This window comes from Anaerovibrio sp. (assembly GCF_051866355.1).
In the GTDB taxonomy this organism is placed as follows: Bacteria; Bacillota; Negativicutes; order Selenomonadales; family Selenomonadaceae; genus Anaerovibrio.
The window spans coordinates 1-25,476 of record NZ_JBJDWZ010000189.1; the positions used below are offsets into that span (position 1 = coordinate 1).

The 25,476-nt window shown below is 51.0% G+C and carries 20 protein-coding genes and 2 riboswitches; of the genes, 19 read left to right on the forward strand and 1 reads right to left on the reverse strand.

Annotated features, from left to right (window positions below):
• Positions 1-2: 2 nt before the first annotated feature.
• From ACI3UA_RS10080 to ACI3UA_RS10110, 7 genes are all read left to right on the forward strand, one after another.
• Complete coding sequence (locus tag ACI3UA_RS10080) at positions 3-455, forward strand: low molecular weight protein-tyrosine-phosphatase (RefSeq protein WP_439724685.1); 453 nt, start codon at positions 3-5, stop codon at positions 453-455.
• Complete coding sequence (gene tsaA / locus ACI3UA_RS10085; protein ID WP_439724686.1) at positions 445-1,212, forward strand: tRNA (N6-threonylcarbamoyladenosine(37)-N6)-methyltransferase TrmO; 768 nt, start codon at positions 445-447, stop codon at positions 1,210-1,212. Before ACI3UA_RS10080 ends, tsaA begins: the two co-directional genes overlap by 11 nt.
• 90 nt (positions 1,213-1,302) lie before the next feature.
• Positions 1,303-1,503, forward strand: a riboswitch (cobalamin riboswitch).
• 236 nt (positions 1,504-1,739) lie between these two features.
• Positions 1,740-3,674, forward strand: coding sequence for a TonB-dependent receptor plug domain-containing protein (locus ACI3UA_RS10090; RefSeq protein ID WP_439724687.1), 1,935 nt, complete (start codon positions 1,740-1,742; stop codon positions 3,672-3,674).
• Positions 3,675-3,825: 151 nt separating this feature from the next.
• The gene (locus tag ACI3UA_RS10095; RefSeq protein WP_439724688.1) at positions 3,826-4,797 is read left to right on the forward strand and encodes a xylose isomerase; all 972 of its coding nucleotides are present in this window, start codon (positions 3,826-3,828) and stop codon (positions 4,795-4,797) included.
• A gap of 91 nt (positions 4,798-4,888) precedes the next feature.
• Positions 4,889-5,560, forward strand: coding sequence for a MotA/TolQ/ExbB proton channel family protein (locus tag ACI3UA_RS10100; protein ID WP_439724689.1), 672 nt, complete (start codon positions 4,889-4,891; stop codon positions 5,558-5,560).
• Positions 5,557-5,967 carry an ExbD/TolR family protein gene (locus ACI3UA_RS10105; RefSeq protein ID WP_439724690.1) on the forward strand — a complete coding sequence of 137 codons (411 nt, stop codon included), beginning with the start codon at positions 5,557-5,559 and terminating at the stop codon, positions 5,965-5,967. Before ACI3UA_RS10100 ends, ACI3UA_RS10105 begins: the two co-directional genes overlap by 4 nt.
• Position 5,968: 1 nt before the next feature.
• Positions 5,969-6,778, forward strand: a complete 810-nt coding sequence (locus ACI3UA_RS10110; RefSeq protein WP_439724691.1) for an energy transducer TonB — start codon at positions 5,969-5,971, stop codon at positions 6,776-6,778.
• 226 nt (positions 6,779-7,004) lie between these two features.
• Here ACI3UA_RS10110 and ACI3UA_RS10115 read toward each other — a convergent pair whose 3' ends face one another.
• On the reverse strand, positions 7,005-7,811 hold the full coding sequence (locus ACI3UA_RS10115) for a class I SAM-dependent methyltransferase (RefSeq protein WP_439724692.1): 807 nt from the start codon (positions 7,809-7,811) through the stop codon (positions 7,005-7,007).
• A gap of 240 nt (positions 7,812-8,051) precedes the next feature.
• On the opposite strand from ACI3UA_RS10115, the gene ACI3UA_RS10120 reads away from it, so the two are divergent.
• From ACI3UA_RS10120 to ACI3UA_RS10175, 12 genes are all read left to right on the forward strand, one after another.
• Positions 8,052-10,025, forward strand: a complete 1,974-nt coding sequence (locus ACI3UA_RS10120) for a methyl-accepting chemotaxis protein (RefSeq protein WP_439724693.1) — start codon at positions 8,052-8,054, stop codon at positions 10,023-10,025.
• Between the two features lie 155 nt (positions 10,026-10,180).
• Positions 10,181-10,385, forward strand: a riboswitch (cobalamin riboswitch).
• Positions 10,386-10,681: 296 nt separating this feature from the next.
• Entirely contained in the window at positions 10,682-12,883 is a 2,202-nt protein-coding gene (locus ACI3UA_RS10125) for a methylmalonyl-CoA mutase family protein (RefSeq protein ID WP_439724694.1), read from the forward strand.
• Positions 12,883-15,075: a methylmalonyl-CoA mutase gene (gene scpA / locus ACI3UA_RS10130; protein ID WP_439724695.1), complete on the forward strand. Its 2,193-nt coding sequence runs from the start codon at positions 12,883-12,885 to the stop codon at positions 15,073-15,075. Before ACI3UA_RS10125 ends, scpA begins: the two co-directional genes overlap by 1 nt.
• A 41-nt stretch (positions 15,076-15,116) precedes the next feature.
• Positions 15,117-16,304: a methylmalonyl Co-A mutase-associated GTPase MeaB gene (meaB, locus tag ACI3UA_RS10135; protein ID WP_439724696.1), complete on the forward strand. Its 1,188-nt coding sequence runs from the start codon at positions 15,117-15,119 to the stop codon at positions 16,302-16,304.
• Between the two features lie 44 nt (positions 16,305-16,348).
• Positions 16,349-17,653, forward strand: a complete 1,305-nt coding sequence (locus ACI3UA_RS10140) for an S-layer homology domain-containing protein (RefSeq protein ID WP_439724697.1) — start codon at positions 16,349-16,351, stop codon at positions 17,651-17,653.
• Positions 17,654-17,708: 55 nt separating this feature from the next.
• Entirely contained in the window at positions 17,709-18,653 is a 945-nt protein-coding gene (nikB, locus tag ACI3UA_RS10145; RefSeq protein WP_439724708.1) for a nickel ABC transporter permease, read from the forward strand.
• Entirely contained in the window at positions 18,650-19,468 is an 819-nt protein-coding gene (gene nikC, locus ACI3UA_RS10150; protein ID WP_439724698.1) for a nickel transporter permease, read from the forward strand. The genes nikB and nikC overlap by 4 nt, the downstream gene beginning before the upstream one ends.
• 123 nt (positions 19,469-19,591) lie before the next feature.
• Positions 19,592-21,145, forward strand: a complete 1,554-nt coding sequence (locus ACI3UA_RS10155) for an ABC transporter substrate-binding protein (protein WP_439724709.1) — start codon at positions 19,592-19,594, stop codon at positions 21,143-21,145.
• 109 nt (positions 21,146-21,254) lie between these two features.
• Complete coding sequence (locus ACI3UA_RS10160) at positions 21,255-22,046, forward strand: ABC transporter ATP-binding protein (protein ID WP_439724699.1); 792 nt, start codon at positions 21,255-21,257, stop codon at positions 22,044-22,046.
• Positions 22,039-22,992, forward strand: a complete 954-nt coding sequence (locus ACI3UA_RS10165) for an ABC transporter ATP-binding protein (RefSeq protein ID WP_439724700.1) — start codon at positions 22,039-22,041, stop codon at positions 22,990-22,992. Before ACI3UA_RS10160 ends, ACI3UA_RS10165 begins: the two co-directional genes overlap by 8 nt.
• A 380-nt stretch (positions 22,993-23,372) precedes the next feature.
• Positions 23,373-24,626, forward strand: a complete 1,254-nt coding sequence (locus ACI3UA_RS10170; RefSeq protein WP_439724701.1) for an ATP-binding protein — start codon at positions 23,373-23,375, stop codon at positions 24,624-24,626.
• Positions 24,627-24,639: 13 nt separating this feature from the next.
• Positions 24,640-24,831 carry a hypothetical protein gene (locus ACI3UA_RS10175; protein WP_439724702.1) on the forward strand — a complete coding sequence of 64 codons (192 nt, stop codon included), beginning with the start codon at positions 24,640-24,642 and terminating at the stop codon, positions 24,829-24,831.
• Positions 24,832-25,476: the final 645 nt, after the last annotated feature.

Here is a 25,476-nt window from a genome sequence, read left to right on the forward strand (position 1 = left end):
AAGTGCTTTTTATTTGCCACGGCAATATTTGCAGGTCAACAATGGCGGAGTTTGTCATGAAGCATCTGGTGAAGCAGGCGGGGAGGGAAGATGAGTTCGAGATTGCATCGGCGGCTACCAGCCGGGAGGAAATCGGGCATGATACCCACTATGGAACAAAGGAAAAGCTGCGTGAGAAGGGGGTGCCTTTTACAACGAGGCGGGCGGTTCAGATGACAAAGCAGGACTATCAGCGTTATGATTTGATAGTGGCGATGGATAAGGAAAACCTGTGGGGGATACGGCGCATTGTCGGTGAGGATACGCTGGGAAAAGTGAAGCTGCTGCTGTCTTATGATGGGGAGCCGGAGGGAGAAGTGGCGGACCCGTGGTATACGGGGAACTTTGAGGCGACCTATGTGGATGTGTTGCGTGGCTGCAAAAAATTGCTGGAGTGGTGCAGAAATGAAAAATGACGCTACACAGGGAAGCATCTCAGCAGGGTGTCTTAATGAAGGTAACGATGCCACGGATAAAGCTGGTGTCAGGGCGGATGCAGTAATAGAAATGAAAATCATAGCCCGCATACGCAATGATTTTCCCAGCAAATTCGGGATTCCAAGGCAGAGCGGCGTGGTCAGGGAATTGAAGGGGCGTATTGTCTTTGAGCCGGAATACAGGAATCCTGATGCTTTGCGCGGCATCGAAGGGTTTGATTATCTCTGGCTGATTTGGCAGTTTTCGGAAGCGGTGCGCGATAAATGGTCGCCTACGGTGCGGCCACCTATTTTGGGCGGTAATACGAGAATGGGCGTATTTGCCACCCGCTCACCATTTCGACCCAATGCTATAGGCCTTTCCAGCGTCAGGCTGGAAGGGGCTGAACTGCATACGCCTGATGGGCCGGTACTGCATATCAGCGGTGCTGACCTGATGGATGGCACACCAATTTTAGATATCAAGCCGTATCTTGCCTATGTGGATAGTCATCCGGAGGCGGCCCAGGGATTCCGGGGCGAGGGCTGGAAGCGCAATCTGCAGGTGGATTTTCCGGAGCCTTTGCTTTTGAAAGTACCTGCTGACAAGCGGGATGGCCTGCTGGGGGTTCTGGCTGGTGATCCGCGCCCGACCTATCATGATGATCCGGAGCGCATCTATGGCATGCCATTTGGCAATCAGGAAATCAGGTTTCGCGTGGCAGGAAAGCAGCTTATTGTGCTGGACGTAACCTGATAATTTTCGTAAGTTAGTTCATTATTTGCCCTAGTGTAACTTGACAGAGTTAATATTTTGGTGTAGCATGAAAACGGATTTGTAAATAAACTGAATATGGTTATGACAGGTACCCGTGTGCGGTGTTTTTGCCGTGTCGGGTTTAATAGGGAATCCGGTGAGAGGCCGGAGCGGTCCCGCCACTGTAAGGGGAGTGACGCGCATAAGTTATGTCACTGGAGCTGATTTCCGGGAAGGCGCGCGTACATGATGAACTTGAGCCAGGAGAACTGCCTGTCATGAATCACCGTTAAGGCCGGGCAGTGATGCCCTGCCGCACCCACGAGCGATGGGGAGGAGATTGACATGAGCAGGGGGAGTCTTTCTTTTGATGGAAGGGCTCTCTTTTTTGTGTGGTATTGGTACATTATTCTGTACGCAGGTAGTATTACTTGTGTCAGGATAATGGATGATATTTTGCCGGTCAAGCTTTTCAGGCTTGTGACCGGCTTATTTTTTTCCGAGAGAAAGAATAGGAGGCAATTAATATGAAGCAGAAGGGGAATTGGAACAAGAAATTGGCATTGCAGGTGGCAGTTGCCCTATTGGCGGGTACGATGGCTGGAAGCACCGCATTGGCGGCAGACAACGGGCCGGATAGCCAGGTGCCTGAAAACGACAGTGTAGATGTATATGAGCTGGAAGATACTGTAGTGACGGCAGAGCGCATGCCGACTAAGAAAATGGAAACACCTGCCAATACTGCTGTGATAACTGCCAAGGAGATAGAAGATAATCACTATCAGAGCGTAGATGAGGCAATCGGTCATGTAAATGGCGTGTCTATTGTGCGCATGGCAGGCGGTCTGCGCAGTTATGTGCGTATCAATGGCGATGACAGGGTTGTTATTATGGTTGACGGGCAGAAGCTGAACGATGACCAGGGGGGCTTTGGACGTGCAAATGTTGACATGAATATGATACCGTCTATGGATAATATTCAGCGTATCGAAGTTGTCAAGGGTGGCGGCAGTGCCTTATACGGCAGTGATGCAGTTGGCGGTGTCGTCAATATCATTACCAAAAATGCAGTAAAAAATGAAACTAAGGTTGATATAAATACCGGCTCCTGGGGTAGCCATAACTACTCAATCAGCACTCAGGGCAAGGAGAAAGATTTCAGCTGGTTCATAACTGGCGGCTTGCAAAAGCGTGGACATTTTGACTATAAGTTTAATGGCAACAGCCCTACCATGGCCAATAGTGACTATAACAATAACAGCTTCTCAATGAAGCTAAAAAATCGTTTTTCGGACAGTGATTCAATAGCATTTTCCTATGCTCACCGTTCTGTTGATGATGGGCAATATGTGTGTAATGGTTTGACATCAAGTCCTAATTCACGTTTGTGGGAGAATTTTAATAATTATAATTTAACATGGAATTTTAAGGAAGATACTGCTGTGCCGGGGTATGTGCGGTTTTTCTATAACTATAAGTGGATAGACCAGAGTGGTTCCTTCAGCAACCGCATGATGGGCTTGGATGCACAATACGGATGGAAGTTAAATGATACTAATACGCTGATTACCGGTGTAGAATGGCATCAGAGCAATTCGGAGAATGCGGCAAATGGGTATTATGGCAAAAAGCTCACCAATAAGAGTGTTTTCCTGCAGGATACCTGGAAGTTTGCAGATAAGTGGACGTTGGTTCCAGGACTGCGTATGGACAATCACAGCATGTTTGGCACTCACTGGTCACCAAAGGTAGCTATCAACTATGTGGCAGATGCGGATACACAGGTATATGCTTCCTGGGGACGTGTGTTTAAGGCACCTACTGCGGATGATCTATATTATTATGCAGATTATGGTAGCTATGGGAAATATTATGGAAATCCAAATCTGCGTCCGGAAACAGGTTATACTGAAACTATAGGTATAAATCATAATATAAATGAAAATACAAGTATTGGTTTCTCAGTATTTCAAAGTGAATTGCACGATGCTATAAATTGGATGTCTGTTGGTACAAATAACTATGTGCAAAATGTCGATAAAGAAAAGCGCCGCGGCATGGAGCTGTCCTTCAAGCAGGAGCTTAGTCCGATGTGGAGCTATGACTTAGGTTACTCCTATATTAAGCGAGAGTTAGCAAAGAATGGAGGACCAATGGATGTAGATACAGCTAACCTTCAGCCAAATGGCTATCGCATTGGTATTCACTATAACAGTGGTGCATGGAAGGCGAATCTGCTGGGCACTATCGGCAGTGGTCTGGATGCTCAGTATTATAACAACAACAGCAGCTATAATGTCTGGGATTTCAACCTCAGCTATGATATTAAGAAAAACATTACTACTTACTTCAAGGTAAATAATATTACCAATCAGGAGTATTTTGAGCAGAGTAATAGCCCTGGTTATTATTACCCATGCGCAGGCCGCTTCTATCAGGTAGGCCTGACCTGTACTTTCTGATAACTGTTTGGAAGACGCGTTTTGTTTTATCGGCGGTACGGCAGTGTCACAGGCAGATGCATTTATGCATGAACATGAGCCTGTTATGGTACATGCCGTACTGCCGGTTTTTGCAATATTTACTGTAATTATTCAAAGGAGATATGACTATATGCTGGAATTAGTCAATCTGTCAAATGACATTACGGATACGGAGGGTCTGCTGGGCGGCAGTCCGGCACGGCTTGCCGCTTTTTTGGAAAAATTTCATCTTGACGGCATAGAGTTCATGTGCTGTGCCCCCTGGGACACAAGTTTTCATACGCCTGATATTATCAAGGGCTTTCATCTTTGGTTCTGGCCCAGCTGGCTGGATTTCTGGCTGGGAAATGAAGAGGCATTACTGCAGGAATTTGGTTCCCGGGAGAATATAGAAAACTGCTTTGGCGTTTCCCGTGAAGCATGGCTGGCTAAATGGGCCGCCAACTTTCAGCAGGCCGCGGACTGCGGTGCAGAATATGCCGTTTTTCATGTGGCACAGGCAAGAAACAGCGAAATACGCTGTCGTAGCTTTGCCTACAATTCAGCGCAGATTATAGAAGCTGTGCTGGATATTATTAATCAGCTTTCAACCCGGCTGCCATCAGAGACTGCCCTTCTATATGAAAATCTCTGGTGGCCCGGATTGGATTTTACTTCGCCCGCGCTGGTGCATGAGCTGCTGTCAGGCACGCAGCACAAATGCGGATTGATGCTGGACACAGGGCATCTGATGAATACAAACACGCGGCTTTGCTGTGAGGCACATGCCGCAGACTATATTTTGCAGATGGTAGACGGACTTGGGGCGGACGCTGACCACATTCGGGGAATTCATCTGCATGCCTCCCTTTCCGGGGATTATGTGGAAAGGGAAAAGCAACGGCACAGCCATCCTGAGCACCATCTGACTGCCGAGGAAATCATGGCTTACGTATTGAGGATTGACCAGCATCAGCCTTTTAAGACAGCCGCGGCAAGACGGATTGTGGACGCCATAAAGCCGGAATATCTGGTGCATGAATTTGTGCCTGCAGATTATGAGGATTGGGAAAGAAAGCTGGCACAGCAGCAAAGATCACTGTACCATGCGGCGCATGTCTGATGCTTTTTATTCAAAAGGACGCGTAGTTATTGTTTTCGGCTTCATGCCGGCAAGTGGTATATTGTCAATGGAATAGAGGAGATTTCGGTTTATGGACTTGATTATGACAGGGGTAGAGTTTTTTCACAGGGGCGGCTCTATCATGTATGTGCTGCTGCTTTGCTCTTTTTTGGTGGTGAGCATAGCTGTAGAAAGATGGCGGTATTTTGCGCGACGGGACAGCGGGCGCAGCTTTACGCGGCAGTTTGCGGAGGCAATGTCAGCCGGTGACTTTGACAGGGCGGTCAGCCTTGCCAAAAGCAGCAGCGGCGATTTGCCGGAGCTTTTGGCAGGGTCATTTAAAATAATTTCCGAGGGGGCAGAGCATGATCAGCTGGCTGGCTATATGGAAGTGCAGTCAGGTGTGGCATTGTCAAGGCTCCGCCAAAGGCTGTACTATCTCAGCGTTATCGTGACAATGGCACCGCTCTTGGGACTTCTGGGAACGATTGGCGGCATGATTTCTGCTTTCAGCGTGTTCAATGTGGAGGCAGGCCAGGCAACTGCCATAACAGGCGGTGTGGGCGAGGCATTGATTGCTACGGCTATGGGCTTGTGCGTGGCAATTATTGCTTTAGCAGTACATTCTTATTTTACCCAGCGACTGGAGAATATTATCACCGATATGGAGCAGTGCTTTTCATTGGTGGAAGCAAGCAGAAAGGCACTGTTGGATAAAGCAGGCAATATGAGTGATATGGATAAAGCAGGTGAAGCAGTATGAGGCTGAGGGACAGGCGTGCCGCATGCAAGCCGGAAATAAATATTATCCCCATGATAGATATCATGTTTTTTCTGCTGGTATTTTTTATGATGAGTACCCTGTACATGGTAAATATCAAGACTGTGGATGTAAATCTTCCTCAGGCACAGCACGCTGAAACACAGATAAAAGTGACCTATCTCGTGACCATGAAATCGGATGGTTCCCTGTGGCTTGAGGATCAGCCTATTGCAGAGGGGGAGCTTCTGCGCAGGGCGGCGGCGGAACAGCGGCGCAATCCGCGCTTTGCCGTGGTGGTCAGGGCAGATCAGGGCATGGATTATGGCATGGTCATCGGTTTTCTGGACAAGATGAAAGGGGCTGGCGTTACACGCTTTGCCCTGGCGGCGGAGAGCGGGAGGTCCTGATATGACGCAGGAGCAGAGGGATAAATTTCACGCGTATGGAGCTTCTGCGCTGTTCCACATTGTTGTGTTTGTCCTGGTGGCATTGACAGGAATTTTTGCCCAGGCCGCGCAGGAAAAAAGGCCTGTGGTGGATGTGACAGTTTATGATATGGCTGCTGACAGCGGCGGCAGTGGCGGCGGGGGAAGCCCTGCACTGCCACCAGCGGCGGATATGCCTCCGGCCATTGACGCAGTGGCACTGCCTGCTGAAACAGTTAAGCTGCCGGAGATTGCCGAGGAATATACCAAGGAGCCGGAAAAACAGCAGGCCTACAGGGAAACTCACAGGACAGCAGAAACGCCGCGGCAGGTATTTGGCGCGGCAGCTGCCGACGTGAGCGGCACTGCGTCCGGCATTGGCCGTGGCAGTGGTGATGGCACAGGTTCCGGTGCTGGAGAGGGCGCGGGCACAGGTGAAGGCTCCGGCACTGGTAATGGCAGTGGGAATGGGACAGGTGATGGCAGCGGTTCCGGCAGGGACGAGGCCGCGGCAAAGCGTCCGAAGACTCCGCCACAGTTTCTAGGCGGCAAGGAGCCACGCTACCCTCGTGACCTGCAGGAGCAGGGGATTGGCGGCACGGTACTGCTCAGGCTGACGGTGACTGCTGAGGGCAGTGTGGCAGGTGTAGAGATAGCCGGTTCTTCCGGCTATCCTGCTTTGGATACTGCGGCAGTCAAGGCGGCGTACAGCTATAGCTTTGCCGCCGCCAGAAATATTTATGACGAACCGGTAATGTGCATTATCACCAAGCGGATTGTATTTAATCCCTGACCTGGATGCCAATCCGCCCGCCGGCATGTGTCACCTGTTTTTCATACAACGGTGTCTGATATGTGACGGCAAAAAGAAAACACCTATATTGCCCTATGATTTTGCTTGCATTTATCAGGGTGGTACAGGTGTTTTTTTGTATGTTATTCAGTTTATGAACCCGCGCGAAGGATGCGCTCATTTGTGCGTAATCGCGCAAGGTGCTGTTCTTGCACATATATTCAGGTTATGAACTGAGCTTTAGCTGGACAATTTTATCATTTACGTTGTGGTTCCACCAGGGAATCAGGGAGAGAAGCCCAAAGATGCCCCAGTGCCTGCGATACCCGTCATAGAGCGTCTGCTGCCACTCAAACTTTATGTCCGGGTGCAGGGCGGTGATTTTTCTGCCATCGTTTATGCCCCATTTAAAAGGCGCTTTTTGTTTGTCTACGGCATCATGATGTTTTTGATTTTTGATGACAAATGGCGGCATAACCTCAATAAGCATGGTAGCCGGCATGAAATGACTGCTGAGAATTTGGAAGAGAAGCTTCATTTCATCTTCGGAAAAATACATGGCAGCGCCCTCCATGATAATCAGGACAGGGCGGTTGGCAGTGTCTATAAATGCCGTCCACTGTTCTTCCAGAATTGAGCCGGTAATGCTGTGCAGGCGCGGGTTGCTGTCAGGAATGAGCTGCTGCCTGACTGCCATCACATCCGGCAAATCGATGTCGTACCAGTCGATTTGCCCGTTGTCGAGGCGATAAAATCTGGTATCCAGACCGCAGGCAAGATTGATGCACACGGCATCAGGATACTGCAGGAAAAAATCCCCGGCGGCCTTGTCAAGAATGCTGCTGCGGACAGCAACGCCCGTCTGTGACATTTTTGAGCTGGCAAACTGCTCAAAGTTATAATCAATGCGCTGTACTATCTGCACGGCCATATCATCCTGAATAAGCGGCCGCTCTTTTGCTGTCGTTTCATGGGCTCTGCACCAGAGAGGAATAAGCATGGTTTCTTCTACGCCGTTAAGTTTTATTTTCATGGTTGACCTCCTTAAATGATATTGATTCTCATTTATTAAAATAGCATGGATTAAAAGATATGTCAAATGAAAATAGCGTCAAAGGCGCCTGCCTGTCAATGTACTAGTGACGGCAGGTGTTTTATTTTTTATTATTATTCATATATTTTTATTTATTGTTGTGTTGTAATGTAAATTAGTAGTATAATATAAACACACGGGTGGGGAAGTTGAGGGAGTTTTTTCAAGGAGGTAAGAGGGATGAAGCTCAGGCAAAAATTTATGTTGCTGGCGGGTATGATAGGTGTGCTGGTTTTGGCAGTTTCGGCGATAGGCTTTTATGAGGCCTATACGAATCTGAAAAGCGGTGTGGAGAAGGAGCTGTCACTGACCATGGACCAGCAGGAGGAGGAGCTGGAGGGATGGCTCAGGGAAAAGGCAACTGCTGTGGAGCACATGACGGCCATACGCGAAACCCTGGGCGAGAGCAGTACCGTTGCGGATATGCGGGAAATGCAGGGGCTTATTGTCAAGGACAAGGAGTTCCTGGATTTTTATTACGGACATGAGGGCGATGGCAAGGTCGTGTTCTATTATGGCGGTGATGTCAGCGACAAGATGGATCCGAGGGAACGGCCGTGGTACAAAGCTGCCAAGTCCCAGGATAAGCTGGTTTTTACGGAGGTCTATAAGGATTTCAACACAGGAAAATACTGCGTGACTATCGCCCAGCCGTATAAGCACAATGGCAGGATAGCCGGTGTGACGGGTGCGGATTTGTCTGTGGATGTTCTGCAGGAGCAGGCGGGCAAGCTCAACTATCTGGGCGAAGGAACGAGCTACATCCTTGAAAAAAATGGTACATTGCTGGCGACTAACGGCAGTGCCGAGCTTTTGACCAGTGTGGAAAGTATCTCCGGACTGCGGGATGTTTTCCCGGAAATGGCGCAGAATCAGCAGGGCTTTGCCAATATCGAGATGCAGGGGGAAACGCAGCTGGTGGCCTATGCCACGGTGCCTTCCAGCGGCTGGATTGTTGCCCTGGCTGTGCCGGAGGCTGTGCTGTATGCGCCGGTGGCCAATTTGAAGTTTATTTTTGTCGGCCTGACTATCTTTGCACTTGTGCTGGGGCAGCTTGCCTGCATGAAAATGGCAGGGCAGATTGTCGTGCCTGTGTCGGAGCTGGAGCAGCATGCCAGCCAGCTGTCCGGTGGCAATCTCAATCTGCAGGAGCTGCCGGTGGCATCGGAGGATGAAATCGGCTCCATGACAAGCTCTTTTAACGAAATGAGCAGGCACCTCCGGGAGCTGATTGTCAAGATGTCCGGCACTTCGGAGCAGGTGGCGGCGGCTTCCCAGCAGCTGACAGCCAATGCCCAGCAGTCGGCGGACAGCTCTATCCGCATTGCCGAGCATGTTGCCGGGGTAAATGATGAAATGGAAGGCCAGCTGGCAGATATCGACCGCGCCAAGGTCGAGGTGGACACGATTTTTCAGGATATCGGCCGGATGGGTGAAAAGGCCGTCAGCGTGCAGAAGTCTACGGATGAGATGGCCGGTTCCGCCCATGAGGGGGCAGGCCTGATGGAAAAGGCTGTAGCCATGATGGCGGATATAGAGCAGAGCGTGCAGAAATCCGAGCAGATGGTCAACGCGCTGGGCGAACAGTCAGCGGCCATCGGGCAGATTGTGGATTCCGTGTCAGCTATTGCCGACCAGACAAATCTTCTGGCGCTCAATGCGGCCATTGAGGCGGCACGGGCAGGCGAGGCCGGCAAGGGCTTTGCCGTAGTGGCAGAGGAAGTGCGCAAGCTGGCTGCGGAGTCCCAGCATGCGGCGGAAAATATCAAGGAGAGGATTAGCAGTATCCAGCAGTCCACGGGCAGGACGGTGCAGGTCATGGAAAAGGGCTCGGCTACCGTTACCAATGGCACCGAGGCTATACGCAGGGTGGGCGAGCAGTTCCAGTCCATCATCGAAAAAATTGATAATATCAAGGTGCAGGTGACGGAGATTGCCTCAGCAGTAGATGTGGTGACTGATGGGGCAGGGAATATCGTCCGGGCAGTTGATTCCATCGACAGCGCCAGCCGCAAGGCCGTGAATGACAGCAAGGTTATCTCGGCGGAAACCCAGCAGCAGTCCGCCTCCAACGAGGAGATAGCGGCAGCCTCCCAGGCCCTGGCTACCTTGGCAGAGGAAATGCAGGAAGCCGTCAATAAGTTCCGGGTATGAGGAAGCCGGGGATGATGGCGTTTTTTCGGGCGGATATGTCCTGCTATAGCAGGAGGTTATAATAAGTATAATCTATAGCAAATGCAGGAAAATACTATACTATGATATATCAAAATAATTGACAACAATAAAATATAGCTGTACAATATAGTTAATTTAATAGAGTAAGGACAGGTGTCTGTTTATCAGACTTAATAGAGAATCCGGTATAAGCCGGAACGGTCCCGCCACTGTAAGGAAGAGGGCGGCACATTTATGTCACTGGGGCGACACATCGTTGCAAAAAGCGGCGATAGCCCTGGGAAGGCGTGCCAATCGATGAAGCCGAGTCAGGAGAACTGCCTGTTCAATCGTCACCGTTAGCGGTGCATCCACAGCAAGAGCGCTTTGGATGTATCTGCTTGTACCTGCGAGCGATGGGTAGGGGATGGAGCTATGAAACGACAGCTTTTGCTTTGGGCGTGAAATCGGTCTTCTACCAGCTTTGGAGTGTCTGTGGCTTTGCCGCAGGCGCTTCCGGAGCTGGTTTTGTTTTTCAGTCAGCCGGTTTTACGTTACGTATCAGGCTTTTGCAATAGCATGCTGTCGTGTGCTATCGTAGCAAGTCCATCTGCATGCTCTGGCAGATGGATTTTTTAGTTGAAGGAGGTTGTTGTATGAGTGAGGAGAAGGACCTGGACCTTCAGGCGATTTTGAAAAGGGCAGAGCAGGAGAGTGTTTTTCCTGATGTTCCCTTGGATGAATTTGCACCGCCCGGCTATGATGAGTGGAAGGAAGCCTGTATTGCTCTTTTGAAGGGTGCGCCCTTTGAAAAGAAGATGTACACGGACACCTACGAGGGAATTACCTTTTCGCCCATGTATTTCCGCAGGGACACGGAGGATATTCTGCCGAAGAATTCTTATCCCGGCATGGATGACTTTTTGCGCGGTGCAACGCCTAACGGCTATATCAGGGCTCCCTGGGGTATTGCCCAGTCCTGTGACCTGACGATGCCCCGGGAAAATAACCAGCTGCTCCGCCATGAGCAGGATAAGGGCTCCACTGTGTACAATGTGCGCCTTGATACTGCCACCCTTGCCTGCCAGAGCAGCGATAAGGCGGAAAAGCCCGGCGACGAGGGCTGCAGCATCAGCACGCTGGAAGACATGAGTACCCTGTTGGCGGATTTGAAGCTGGACAAGTACCCCCTGTATATCTATGCAGGGGCATCTGCCGTGCCTATGCTGGCATTGACAGCGGCTGCGGTGCGGTCAGGCGGCGGCAGGATAGGGGAGCTTAAAGGAATTATCGGTGCCAATCCCGTGGGGGAGCTGGCAGTGAGGGGCCAGAACAGCCAGTCGCTGGCCAAGCTGTACGATGAGGCGTATCTGGCAGCCAAATGGGCGATTAAAAATGCGCCGGGGCTGAAGACCTTTATGGCAGCCAGTGATGTGTTCAGCCGGGGCGGGGCCAATGACGTGCAGGAAATCGCCTATACCCTGTCCATGGCCGCTGACTACATGCGTGCCATGCTGGACAGGGGCCTGACGGCGGACGAGGCGGCCGGGCAGATTATGTTCGGCTTTTCCATGGGGGCAAACTTCTTTATGCAGATTGCCAAGCTGAGGGCGGTGCGCCCTGTCTGGGCACAGATTGCCGAGGCTTTCGGCTGCAGCAGCGAGGCGCAGAGGATACACATCCACGGCAAGCCGGCCCTGTTCTTCAAGACGAAGTATGACCCTTATGTGAATATGCTCCGCAATACCTCGGAGATGTTTTCCGGTGTTGTAGGCGGCATTGATTCCTTTGAGAATGGCACCTTTGATGAGGCGGTGCGCAAGGGCGACGAATTTTCCCGCCGCATTGCCAGAAACGTGCAGGTTATGCTGCAGGAGGAATTCGGCCTGCTTCAGCCGATTGACCCTGCCGGCGGCTCCTGGGCGGTGGAAACACTGACGAAGCAGATTAAGGAAAAAATTTGGGCGGAGTTCCAGACGGTGGAAGGAAAGGGCGGCATAGCGTCAGCCCTGCTGGCTGGATATCCGCAGGAGCAGATTGCCGCCGTGCTGGCCAGCCGTTTCAAGAAGCTGGAGCTGAGGCGTGATCGCATCGTAGGCAGCAATATGTACCCGAATATGACAGAAAAACTGCTGGAGGAACGGCCGGAGGATTTTGCGGCCAACCGAAGGGCTAGGAGCGAGGCCATCACTGTCTACAAGTCGGATTTGGACGATGTATTCAAGGCCGAAAAGCTGATGGAATTGCGGGAAACTGGCAAAGCCGGTGAGGATATTGTGCAGGCGGCCATTGAGGCGGCCAGGGCAGGTGCCGACATCGGAGAGCTGAGGGAGGCCCTTGATTGCAGCCGGGCGGCACAGGCAGCGGAGAAGGAAGCCGTGCAGGCGATTCTGCCGCACCGCTGGAGTGAGCGGTATGAGGAGCTGCGCATGATTACTGAGAAATATCAGGCGGAGCATGATGACAATGTGAAGATTTTCCTGGCCAATATGGGGCCGATACCGCAGCACAAGGCCAGGGCGGACTTTACCACGGGCTTTTTGCAGGTGGGGGCTTTTCAGGTGCTGGGCAACAACGGTTTCCAGACTGTGGAGGAAGCCGCGGAGGCAGCCGGTAAGTCCGGGGCCGATGCGGTGGTTATCTGCTCTACGGATGCCACCTATCCTGAGATTGTGCCGGAGCTTGCTCCGAAGCTCCATCAGGTGCTGCCGGAGGCCATCGTATTTTTGGCGGGCACGGCGCCGAAGGAGCTGGCAGAAACCTACAAGGAGGCAGGTATTGACGAGTACATCAATGTGCGCGCCAACTGCTACGCTATCCTGCAGCTTTTGCAAAAGAGGAAGGGGATGATTGAGTAATGGCTGCTTTTCCTGATTTTACCAATATGCAGTTGAAGGAAGCTCCGTCAGGCAGCGGGACAGAATGGCAGAAGCTGTTTGAGGCCGCTGCCGGTGCCGATTTTGCTGACCTGACCGGCAAGACCATGGAGCATATTCCTATTAAGCCTATATATAACCACGATGAATACGACCACATGAACCATCTGGATTTTGCCAGCGGCATACCGCCCTGCCTGCGGGGGCCTTACTCTACCATGTACGTGTTCCGCCCATGGACGGTAAGGCAGTATGCAGGCTTTTCCACGGCAGAGGAATCCAACGCCTTTTACCGCCGCAATCTGGCGGCCGGTCAGAAGGGCCTCTCCATCGCCTTTGACCTGCCTACCCACAGGGGCTATGACTCGGACAATCCCCGCGTGCTGGGCGATGTAGGCAAGGCGGGCGTTGCCATCGACTCCATTCTGGACATGCGCATCCTGTTCAGCGGCATTCCTCTGGACCAGATGTCCGTATCCATGACCATGAACGGCGCGGTTCTGCCGATTCTGGCCTTCTACATCCTGTCCGGCGAGGAACAGGGCGTGGACAAGAAGGTTATGGCAGGCACTATCCAGAACGACATCCTGAAAGAATTCATGGTGAGAAACACCTACATCTATCCGCCGGAAATGTCCATGCGCATCATCGGCGATATTTTCGAGTATACCACCAAATACATGCCTAAGTTCAACAGCATTTCTATCTCCGGCTACCACATGCAGGAGGCCGGTGCCACGGCTGACATTGAGCTGGGCTACACCCTGGCTGACGGTTTGGAATACATCCGCACAGGTATCAAAGCGGGATTGCCTGTGGATGCTTTTGCCAAGAGATTGTCCTTCTTCTGGGCGATTGGCAAGAATTACTTTATGGAGGTTGCCAAGATGCGCGCCGCCCGCGTGCTGTGGGCAAAGATTGTCAAGTCCTTCGGGGCCCAGGACAGCAAGTCCATGGCCCTCAGAACCCACTGCCAGACCTCCGGCTGGTCGCTGACGGCGCAGGACCCTTTCAACAATGTGTCAAGAACGCTGATGGAGGCCATGGGTGCGGCACTGGGGCATACCCAGTCCCTGCACACCAACGCGCTGGATGAGGCGATTGCCCTGCCGACTGATTTCTCGGCACGCATTGCCAGAAACACCCAGCTTTATATTCAGGACGAGACCAGTGTCTGCAAGATTATCGACCCGTGGGGCGGCTCCTACTATGTGGAGGCTCTCACCAATGAGATTATCCGCCGCGCCTGGGCACATATTCAGGAGGTTGAGGCGCTGGGCGGCATGGCCAAGGCCATTTCCAGCGGCCTGCCGAAGATGCGCATAGAGGAAGCGGCGGCACGCCGTCAGGCGCAGATTGATTCCTGCAACGAGTCCATCATCGGGCTGAACAAGTACCGGCTGGAAAAGGAGGACCCGCTGGAAATCCTCGCCATCGACAATACTGCCGTGCGGCAGGCACAGATTGAGCGGCTGGAAAAGCTGCGCCGGGAGCGCAACGATGATGATGTGCGCCGTTGTCTGGAGGGCGTCACCAAGGCGGCAGAGAGCCGTGAGAACGGCAATCTGCTGGAGGCGGCTGTAGATGCGGCCCGTGCCCATGCCTCCCTGGGTGAGATTTCTGATGCGGTGGAGAAGGTATCTGGCAGGTTCCAGGCTGTTATCCGCACCATTTCCGGCGTGTATTCTTCGGAATTTACCGACAAGACGGAGCTGGAAAGGGCACGGGAGATGGCAGACGAGTTTGAGGAGCTGACCGGCAGGCGCCCGCGTATCTTCGTGGCGAAGATGGGGCAGGACGGCCATGACAGGGGACAGAAGGTAATCGCCTCGTCCTTTGCGGACATGGGCTGGGATGTAGACGTAGGCCCACTGTTCCAGACGCCGGAGGAAACAGCCCAGGATGCGGTGGACAACGATGTTCACATGGTGGGCTTCAGCTCGCTGGCGGCAGGTCACAATACCCTGCTGCCGCAGCTGGTGCAGGAGCTGGCCAAGCTGGGGCGTGAGGACATCATGGTGTGCATAGGGGGCGTAATCCCTGTGCAGGATTATGATTTCCTCTATGAAAATGGCGCCGTGGCAATTTTTGCTCCGGGAACCAATATTCCGGAGGCCGGCATCAAGCTCCTTACCCTGCTGATTGAGAGGGCAAAGGAGGAGCTGGAGGAATAACTCCGGCAGGAACAAACGGGAAACAAGAGGGAGTGTTAGTTATGGCGAATTATACCACATCGAAGCCAAGCTGGGTGCCGGAGGAACCGGATGAAAAATTTGCCTGCAGTGTCATGAGCGGCATAGAGGGAGTTAGGGACACCACTACAGGCAACATCAATCCACTGCTGTCCAGCGGCAGGATGAAGCCGAAGCGGCGGCTTATCATGAGCGAGGATGAATATGTCAACGGCGTTTTGAAAGGCGACCGCATGGTATTGTCCAGGGCTATCACTCTCATCGAAAGCAACAGCTCCAAGCATTTTGCCAAGGCACAAAGGGTATTGCAGAGGCTGCTGCCCCATACGGGCGGGGCACTGCGCATCGGGATTACCGGTGTGCCGGGGGCCGGCAAGAGCACGATTATCGAGGCCTTTGGCAATATGCTGTGCGATAGGGGACACAGGGTAGCGGTGCTGTCGGTGGACCCGACCAGCTCTGTCACCAAGGGTTCAATCCTGGGTGACAAGACGCGGATGGGAACCCTGTCACGGCGGGAGGAAGCATATATCAGGCCTTCTCCCGCCGGGGGAACCCTGGGAGGCGTGGCGCGGAAAAGCCGCGAGACCATGCTCATGTGCGAGGCGGCAGGCTACGATGTGATTTTGATTGAAACAGTGGGCGTGGGGCAGTCGGAAACCACGGTGCGCTCCATGGTGGACTTCTTTATGCTGGTGGTGCTGACCGGTGCCGGTGATGATTTGCAGGGCATCAAGAAGGGCATTATGGAGCTGGCGGATGCCATCGTCATCAACAAGGCCGACGGTGACAATCTGCTGAAAGCCAAGGTGGCAAGGGGCGAATACGAGCGGATGATAGAGTATATACGCCCTGCTACCGAGGGCTGGCAGACCCATGCCTATACCTGTTCGGCCTATACCAAGGACGGCATTCCGGAGCTGTGGGGAGTAATCCGGGCTTTTAGGGAAGTGACGGAAAAAAGCGGCGTTTTTCAAAAGCGGCGCAAGGGACAGCTTCTGGAATGGATGCACAGCATGATTGATGAGCATCTGCACAACCTGTTCTTTGAGGACCCGGTGATTACCGGCAGGATGCCGGAGGTCAGGGAGGCAGTATTGCAGGGAGTGATTTCCCCGACCCAGGCTGTCAAGGAGCTGGTGAACATGTTTGATGTGGACAGGGCCGCCAGACGGCAGGTGGATTTGTTTCACCCGGAGGCTGAAAAGTAATTTTGAAGCACGGAAAAGTGCTTGTTTCAGGAAGGAGAATTTTGATGAGAAAAAAGCATGCGTTGACGCTGGCAGCCTTTTTGCTGCTGGGGAGCATGCCTGTTACCGAGGCAGCTGAAAATCCCTTTGCGGATGTCCCGGCAGATCATTGGGCCTATGAGGCGGTAGCGGAGCTTGCCGATATGGGCATAGCGGAGGGATATGCAGAAAATGGCTGTTTTCAGGGCGATTCTGCCATGACGCGCTATGAAATGGCGCAGATAACAGCCAGGGCAATGGCGGCAGCGGACAGGGCGGACAACAATCAGAAGGCCGCTATAGAGAAGCTGGCGGCAGAGTTTGCCGATGAGCTGGCCAGCCTCGGCGTGCGTACAGAGGATTTGGAGGCAAGGCTGGACAATGTTACCTGGAACGGCAGGTTGCGCTATGACTGGAATACCCGCAACTATGAGAACAGCGGCAAGCACAGGACGCCGCAAAAGAATATTTTCCGGTTCCGCCTGAATTCCAGCATGGCGGTCAATGAGCACTGGAGCGGGCACAGCCGCGTGGATTACGACATTCAGAAGGATAATACAGACAACGGCACCATGACTGTACAGCAGATTTATGCCAAAGGACAATACGATAAGCTGGGGATCATCCTGGGACGCTATGGAGCCTATTCTGCCAATTCCCATGGCATGTTTATAGATGATGATGTTACGGGTGCGGAAATAAGGTACGCTCCTGATAAAAAATGGACGCTCGTTTTCGATGCGGCCAGAAAGAATGATGCCTCCCTGCTGAAAGGCACTCAGGGGGCTGATGATGCCACCGGCACATATCTCAGCCTGGAGGCAGACTACAGCTATGGCAAGCTGGATGGCGGTGCAGCCATCCGGCATATGCGGGCGGCACATACCCTGCAGAGTGCCGGTGCGGACAGCTTTTCCGTGGCGGATTTCGGCCTTGGCTATCGGTTTGACAGGAATTTCAAGCTGACTGGTGACTATGCCATCAGCTCCGCTGTGGATGCCGGTGCAGTGACGGATTTTGCCAATGCCTCCCGCCATGCCGTGAGCCTGCAGCTGGATTACAAAGGAGCAAACAGGACAAAGCCGGGCTCCTGGGGTGCATATCTGGCCTACAGGTCCTTGTCGCCTTTTGGGGCGGCTTATGCCACCTATGACCAGTCCGTGGGCTTTCTGGGGTACAAATCATTGAAGGGATTTGAGATTGCCGGAAGCTACACGCTGGAAAAGAATATTGTTGCTACGGCCAAGTATTTCCTGGGCAGGGATGTGCTGGCGCCTGCTGACAAGGACAGAATGACCGGTGTCTGGACGCGGGTAGAGTTTTTCTTCTAAAATCCGTGAAGGTTTTTTAGTAGATAGGGAGAGTGCTTTTTAGCTTTATGGAGGAATCAAGTTGAAAAAAATATTGTCGAGGCTTGCACAGATGGCAGTTACGGTGGCAGGTGTCAGCTTTCTGACCTTCTGCCTGACTTATCTGGCGCCGGGAGATCCTGCGCTGATGCTGCTGGAGGCCGGCGATACAATAGTTTCCCAGGAAACTATCGAGCAGACCAGAAAGGAAATGGGACTTGACAAGCCATTTATTGTGCAGTATGGCAACTGGGTGGCAGGCGCCCTGCAGGGGGATATGGGCATGTCCTACTCGGCCAAAAAGCCGGTGACGGAGAAGCTGGCGGAGGGCTTCGCGGGAACGCTGCTGCTGGCAGGCGTGACGGTTGTGCTGATATTGCTGATTTCCATCCCGCTGGGGATATTTTCTGCGGTGCATCAGAATAAGGCGGCGGATTATCTGGTGCGCATATTTTCGTTCATAGGCGTTTCCATGCCGAGCTTTTGGATTGGGCTGATTCTGCTGTATATTTTCGGCCTGAAGCTGGGGCTGTTCCCCATTGCCAGTGCTTCGGTTACGGCAAAGGGGATTGTTCTGCCGGCGATTACCCTGGCGATTTATCAGTCTGCCAAGTATACGCGCCAGGTGCGGACGGTTATCCTCGAGGAACTGCATCAGGATTATGTGGTGGGTGCCAGGGCGCGGGGGCTTGGCGAGAGAACCATTCTCTGGAAGCATGTGCTGCCCAATGCGGTGCTGCCGCTGATTACCCTTCTGGGCATGTCCATCGGCTGGCTGCTGGGCGGTGTTGCCGTCATTGAAATGGTATTTTCCTGGCCGGGGATCGGCAATATGGCGGTCCGCGCCATCACCATGCGCGATTATCCGTTAATAGAAGGATTTGTACTGTGGATTTCCATTGTGTATATGTTAATCAACTTTGCAGTTGATATTTCATATTCCTACCTTGATCCAAAGCTCAGAAAGGGGGTAAGGGCATGAAGGAATTTGTAGCAAATCACAAGCTATTCTCTTTGTATACAATGTTTGTTGTGTCGGTTATTTTTGTTGCACTGGCAGCCCCGTGGCTTGCCCCGATGGACCCTTTTGCTGGTGATATGCGCAACGTGTTTTTGCCCCCTTCCTCTGAGCATTGGCTGGGTACGGACAAGCTGGGCAGGGATATGTTTTCCCGCCTGATTTACGGCACATCCACCTCGCTGTTCATGACTATCTGCCTGGTCTTCCTTACGGCAGGCCTGGGGGCGGCGGTAGGCATTGCGTCGGGATACTTCGGCGGCAGGGTGGAAATGGTGCTGATGCGCTTTGCGGATATGATGCTGTCCTTTCCGGGTGTGGTGCTGGCCATAGCTATTGCAGGCATCATGGGCGGCAGCATTATCAATACCATTCTGGCGCTGGTGGCGGTCAGCTGGGCAAAGTATGCCCGCCTGGTACGCAGTCTGGTAATCAAGCTGCGCAGCAATGATTTTATTGTGGCTGCCAGGGTAAACGGCACAAAAACCCTGACTATCCTCTGGCGGCATATCGTGCCCAATGTACTGCCTATGGTGGTGATTACCGGCGCTATGGATATAGGCACCATGATGATGGAGATAGCAGGCTTGTCCTTTCTGGGCTTTGGCGCCCAGCCGCCTACACCTGAGTGGGGGCTGATGCTGAACGAGGGACGTCAGTACATTCAGACGGCGCCCTTGATGATGGTTTATCCCGGCGTGGCTATTTTTATCGTGGTGTCCATCTTTAATCTCTGGGGCGATGCTCTGCGGGATGTGCTGGACCCGCGCCAGACCTGACAGGTGCGCGGCTATATGATGCTGCGCGTATCAGGTGTGAAGCTATTTTTGTGATATTTAGATATTTATAACAGGGGAGATGACAGGATGAGAGTGTTCAGATTAAAAAAGTTTTTTAAGGCGATGGCCGTGGGCGTCTGCGGTATACTGGCCGCGGGCATTATTGCAGGCTGCGGCAGTGATAACAGCTCGGAGGGTGTCAAAAACGGCGTCCTGAAGGTGGGCGTAACCAATTTTGCGGACACGCTGGAGCCGACACAGAATTTCTTTGGCTGGGTGGTTATGCGCTACGGATTGGGCGAGTGCCTCACCAAGTTTGATGCCAAGATGAATATCCAGCCATGGCTGGCAGAAAGCTGGAGCATCAGCGACGACCATCTGACATGGACCTTTAAAATCAGGGATGATGTCAAGTTTTCCAACGGCAATCCGCTGACGGCGGAGGGAGTAAAGGCTTCCCTTGAAAGGGCCTTTGCCAAGAATAACAGGGCGGCTACTTTTTTTGAGTATGAGAGCATGACCACAGACGGCCAGAACCTGATTATCAGGACGAAAAAGCCTCTGCCGAACATGCCGGGCTATCTGGCAGACCCGCTGTTTATTATCGTTGATACCAAAGCAGAGGCAGAGGGCAGGGATTTTTCCAAGGAAGGCCCGATTTGCACCGGCCCTTATATGGTAAAGTCCTTTGTGAAGGAAAAGTCCGTCATGGAGCGGAACCCGAACTACTGGGCAGGGGAAGTGCCTTTTGAAACTGTGGAAATTCCATCCATTGATGACCCGAATACCAGAGCTATGTCCCTGCAGTCCGGCGAGGTGGATATGGCTGTTAACATTGCCGCCGGTGATATTGATTTGTTCAAGAACAATGACAAGTTCGATTTGGATGAGATTTCTTCCCTGCGGGTAGTTGTGGCACGCATCAATCAGAGGGGGCTGCTGGGGGATGACAAGGTCAGGGCCGCCTTTATTCAGGGCTGTGACAGGGAAACCTACAATGAGGTACTGCTGAAGGGGACATTCCTGCCGGGCAGTGCTCCGATACCTCCATCTCTGGACTATGGTTTCGACCAGCTGAAGGACCCGAACAAATACAATCCTGACAATGCTAAGAAACTGCTGGACGAGGCAGGCTGGAAGGATACCGATGGCGATGGCATCAGGGACAAGGACGGCAGGCCGCTCAGGGTGGAGTTTATTGTCTACAACGGCCGTGCGGAGCTGCCTCTTTATGCCGAGGCGGTGCAGGCTGACATGAAGAAAATCGGTATCGATGTCGTTATCAAGAACGTTGACTACAACCTGCTGGATCAGATTGGCATCAAGGGCGAGTACGACCTGCTGATTTCCAATATCACTACTGCCAATACCGGCGATCCGGAGATTTTCCTGAACTGGTACTGGCGCACCAATGTCAACGGGGATAATCCGCAGAACGGTTCCGGCTACAGCAATCCTGAGCTGGATGCTGTCTTTGCCCGCCTGGCTACCGAGTTTGACAAGGATCAGCGCCGCCAGCTGATTATTCAGGCCCAGCAGATTATCATGAATGACGGTGCGGCTCTTTTCCTGGGTTATCCTATGACGAATATCATCAGCAGCAAGGCCTTGAAGGGTGTCCACATGTTCCCATCTGATTATTACTGGATTACGCCTGAGATTGCACCTGCCAAATAAGCTGCCTCTGGCGAAAGAACAGCTTTATTTGCAGTTGGATAGGGCGGCGGAGCCGTGCCTGTGGTGGCAGGGCGGCTCCGCTTCTTATGTAAGGAGATGGGAATAAAACGTGCTATTAGAGGTAAAAAATCTTGATATATCCTATGGGGATAATCCTGTGCCGACTGTCAGGGATGTCAGCTTTTCCCTGAACAAAGGGGAGGTGCTGGCGATTGTGGGGGAGTCCGGCAGTGGCAAGACCACGGTTATCCGCGCTATCCTCGGCGTGCTGGCCGGCAGCGGCCATGTCAGCCGGGGCAGCATCGAGCTGGAAAATGAAAATCTTCTGCAGCTGGACAACACAGGCTGGCTAAAGCTGCGGGGCAGGAATATTTCCATGATTTTTCAGGACAGCGGCAATATGCTCAATCCCGTGCAGACCATAGGGCATCAGTATGTGGAATACATCAGGACACATGCCGATGTGACGAAGCAGGAGGCACGGCAGATGGCTCTTGATGTGTTAAAACGTATGAATTTGCCCAATCCTGAAAATATCATGGCTTCCTATACCTTTGAGCTTTCGGGCGGCATGAGGCAGCGCGTGGGCATTGCCATGGCGATTACCTTCCATCCGAAGCTTCTGCTGGCGGATGAGCCAACCTCTGCGCTGGATGTTACCACCCAGGCGCAGATTGTCAAGGAATTGATGAGTATCATCCATCAGTCGGATGCAGCTATGATTGTGGTGACGCATAACATCGGCGTGGCGGCGCACATGTCCGATAAGCTGATGGTGATGGCACAGGGTGAGGTAAAAGATTATGGCCCTACGGAGGACGTGATTGGCAGTCCGAAGGACGAATACACCAGGAGGCTTTTGGGGGCTGTGCCGGAAATTGGAGGTAAGCGTTATGTCTGATGCGGAAATTATTATGAGCATAGAGGGAGTGACCAAGAAATTTCCCATGGGGGAAGGAAAGTTCCTGACGGCTTGTGATAATGTGACACTGCATGTCAGGAAGGGTGAATTTACGGCTATCGTGGGCGAGTCCGGCTGTGGCAAGACCACCCTGATGAAGTCGGTCATGAATATCCAGCCGCCTACCGAGGGGCGGATTATTTACCGGGGCAGGGATGTGACGCAGCTTTCCGGAGAGGACAGGCGGCAGCATTGCCGCCATATCCAGATGGTTTTTCAGGATCCGGCGGCCGCCTTCAACCCCAAGCTGAAGGTGAAGGAGATTATCTGTGAGCCTCTTCTGAATTTTGGCCTTGTCAAAAGGAGCGAAATGGCGGAGAGGGCCGGTCAGCTTTTGCAGATGGTGGAGCTGCCGCCGGATTTTGGCGAGCGTTATCCCAACAACATGAGCGGCGGCCAGCGGCAGCGTGTGGCGATTGCCAGGGCTCTGGCGCTGAACCCGGAGATTATCGTCTGTGATGAGGCCACCAGCGCGCTGGATGTGTCCGTGCAGGATACCATTATCAGACTCCTGTGCAGACTGCAAAAGGAAAAGGGGGTTACCTTTATCTTTATCTGTCATGACCTGGCGCTGGTGTCCATGTTTGCGCACCGCGTTACGGTGATGTATCTGGGCAGTATCATGGAAAAGCTGGATGGTGACAAGCTGCAGGAGGCAAGGCATCCTTATACCAGAGCTTTGCTGCAGGCGGTATTTCCCGTGGAAAAGGAAAAAACTCACATTATTCAGTGCCTTGAAGGAGAAATTCCCAGCCCTACGGATATGCCGTCAGGCTGTCCTTTCCAGACGAGGTGCCGCTCCTGCCAGGACAAGTGCCGCACGGAGAAGCCGGTGCTGAGGGAGCTGTCAGACAATCATTATGCGGCCTGCCATTTTCCGGCATAGTACATAGTATTTTGGAAAATGTGTTGCATATAATATTAATTTATGCTAGATTCCATCTTTGACAGATGTTGAGCTGAAAAAGGTCTCGTAAGTCGGTATTCATGCGGCTTGCAGGCCTTTTTTGCTTCGTGACGGATTATATATGTTTTTATCTTCCCTTGCTTTTTATTTCTTTATGGGCTTTACGACGATGAAGGCTGGTTTTCTCATGTGATTGTATTCGCGAGTTAAAGATATGCTGAGTGGGCGGAGAAGTTGGATTATGGATAAAAAAGGTGCAGATGCACAAAAAATGGTAATAGCTATTGAAGCAAAAAGAATTTAGCGGTAAAATAATATTACCAAAAATAGTGCAATGCACAAAATCAAGGAGCAGTCTTATGGAGATTAAGAGAGATTCATACCTTGAACAGTTAAAGATAAGAAAAGATAACGGAATGATTAAGGTTATCACAGGCATTAGGAGATGCGGCAAATCATTTCTGTTGTTTGTGCTGTTTAAGAAATATTTATTGGCAAGTGGCATAGATGAGGAACACATCATTGAGATTGCATTGGATGGCATTGAAAATGAGGAGCTGAGAGACCCAAAGAAGTGTTATCAGCATATTAAAAATGCAATGAAAGATGACCGGAAGTATTACCTGCTTTTGGATGAGGTACAGTTTATGCCTCGATTTGAGGAAGTGCTGAACAGCCTGCTCCGTATCAGCAACATTGATGTGTATGTAACCGGCAGTAATTCTAAATTTTTATCCAGTGATATTGTAACTGAATTCAGGGGCAGAGGAGATGAAATACGAATCTATCCGCTGTCCTTTGCAGAGTTCTACGCAGCTTTTGGTGGAGATTATGATGATGCCTGGGAGGAATATATGATATATGGCGGCTTGCCACAAGTGGTACAATTCTCCGTGGAACGCCAGAAGGCTGAGTATCTTAAAAATATTTTTGCCAATGTTTATATCAAGGATGTGGTAGAGCGAAACAGGATTCAAAATGTTGATGAAATCGGAACTTTGGTAGATATACTAGCGTCTGCCATTGGAGCACCTACCAATCCGACCAAAATATCAAACACCTTTAAAAGTGAACGAGGAATCAATTACAGCAATAAAACCATATCCAACCATATAGATTATTTGGCAGAGGCATTTTTGATTTGTAAAGCAGACCGGTATGACATTAAGGGCAGAAAATATGTAGGAGCGAATCTGAAATACTATTTTTCGGATGTTGGACTTAGAAATGCCAGACTGAATTTCAGACAGCAGGAGCCGACTCATATTATGGAGAACATTGTTTATAATGAGCTGCTTGTGCGTGGTTACAATGTGGATGTTGGTATTGTGGATGTATTTGCAAAGAATAGTGAAGGAAAGAGGGTTCATAAGCAGTTAGAGGTTGATTTTGTAGTAAACCAGGGCAGTCAGAGATATTACATTCAGGTGGCTTATGATATGACTTCTGAGGAAAAGCAGACGCAGGAACTCAGTTCATTCCGAAATATTTCGGATTCATTCAAGAAGATTGTTATAGTAAATGGCACGAAAAAGCCTTGGAGAAATGAGGAAGGATTTGTGTTCATGGGCATGAAATATTTTCTGCTCAACGCAGATAGTTTGGAGTTTTAGTCTGGAAAATTAGATGATTTATTACGGTATAGAAGATATGGATGTAAAGTTAGGAGGTAGAGGAATGTCATCTGTTGTGCATTCTAATGAAGATAGTATGTGTTCTTTTGTGATAGATGGAGAAAAGTATGTTGAAGACAAAGAAATGGCAATTATATCCAAAGTTGTATTAAAACATATACGAGTTGAGGATATTTCGGATTGAAGTATGTGAGTCAAAAGATTTTCAGTAATAAGGATATCTGTTCTTATGACCTTTATAAAAGTTGGCAAAAATAAGTTTTATGTTATTAACGATGAACTTATTACTAGAAAATATTAGGATGGATCAATCGGACTTAAACATATAGGGAGACAAAAAAAGATGTGATAAAAAAACGGTCAAAAGAGGTAGGGGATGTCCATTTAGAAAACTATAATGATGGTGGAGTTTATATCCATTTAGTATGTAGAACAAAATTTTACGCCGATGATATGAGTGAGTTATCGAGTAATATAGGACGGATATATATGAAATAGAAGGCGTTGCGGGTATTACTATATGTTCATCGTTTTCTAAAATAGATGATTGTGAAAAGGAAAATGAATTTGCAATTAAAATACTACTTCCGTTATTTCCCATATCAGGATTTACAAATTTATAATTATGGAAACAAAGCATACGGGAAAGATATTACATTTGTACGTAGAATAGAATTTGATGATTATGAGTATTATGGAGTGCAAGTAAAGTATGAGATGTGTCTGGTGGTGTTTAGGGAAAGATTAACGAATTAATTCAACAAGTGAAAAACTCTTTTTTAATGTCATGTTATGAAAGAAGAAAATAGAGGGCTTAATGAGTAATTAC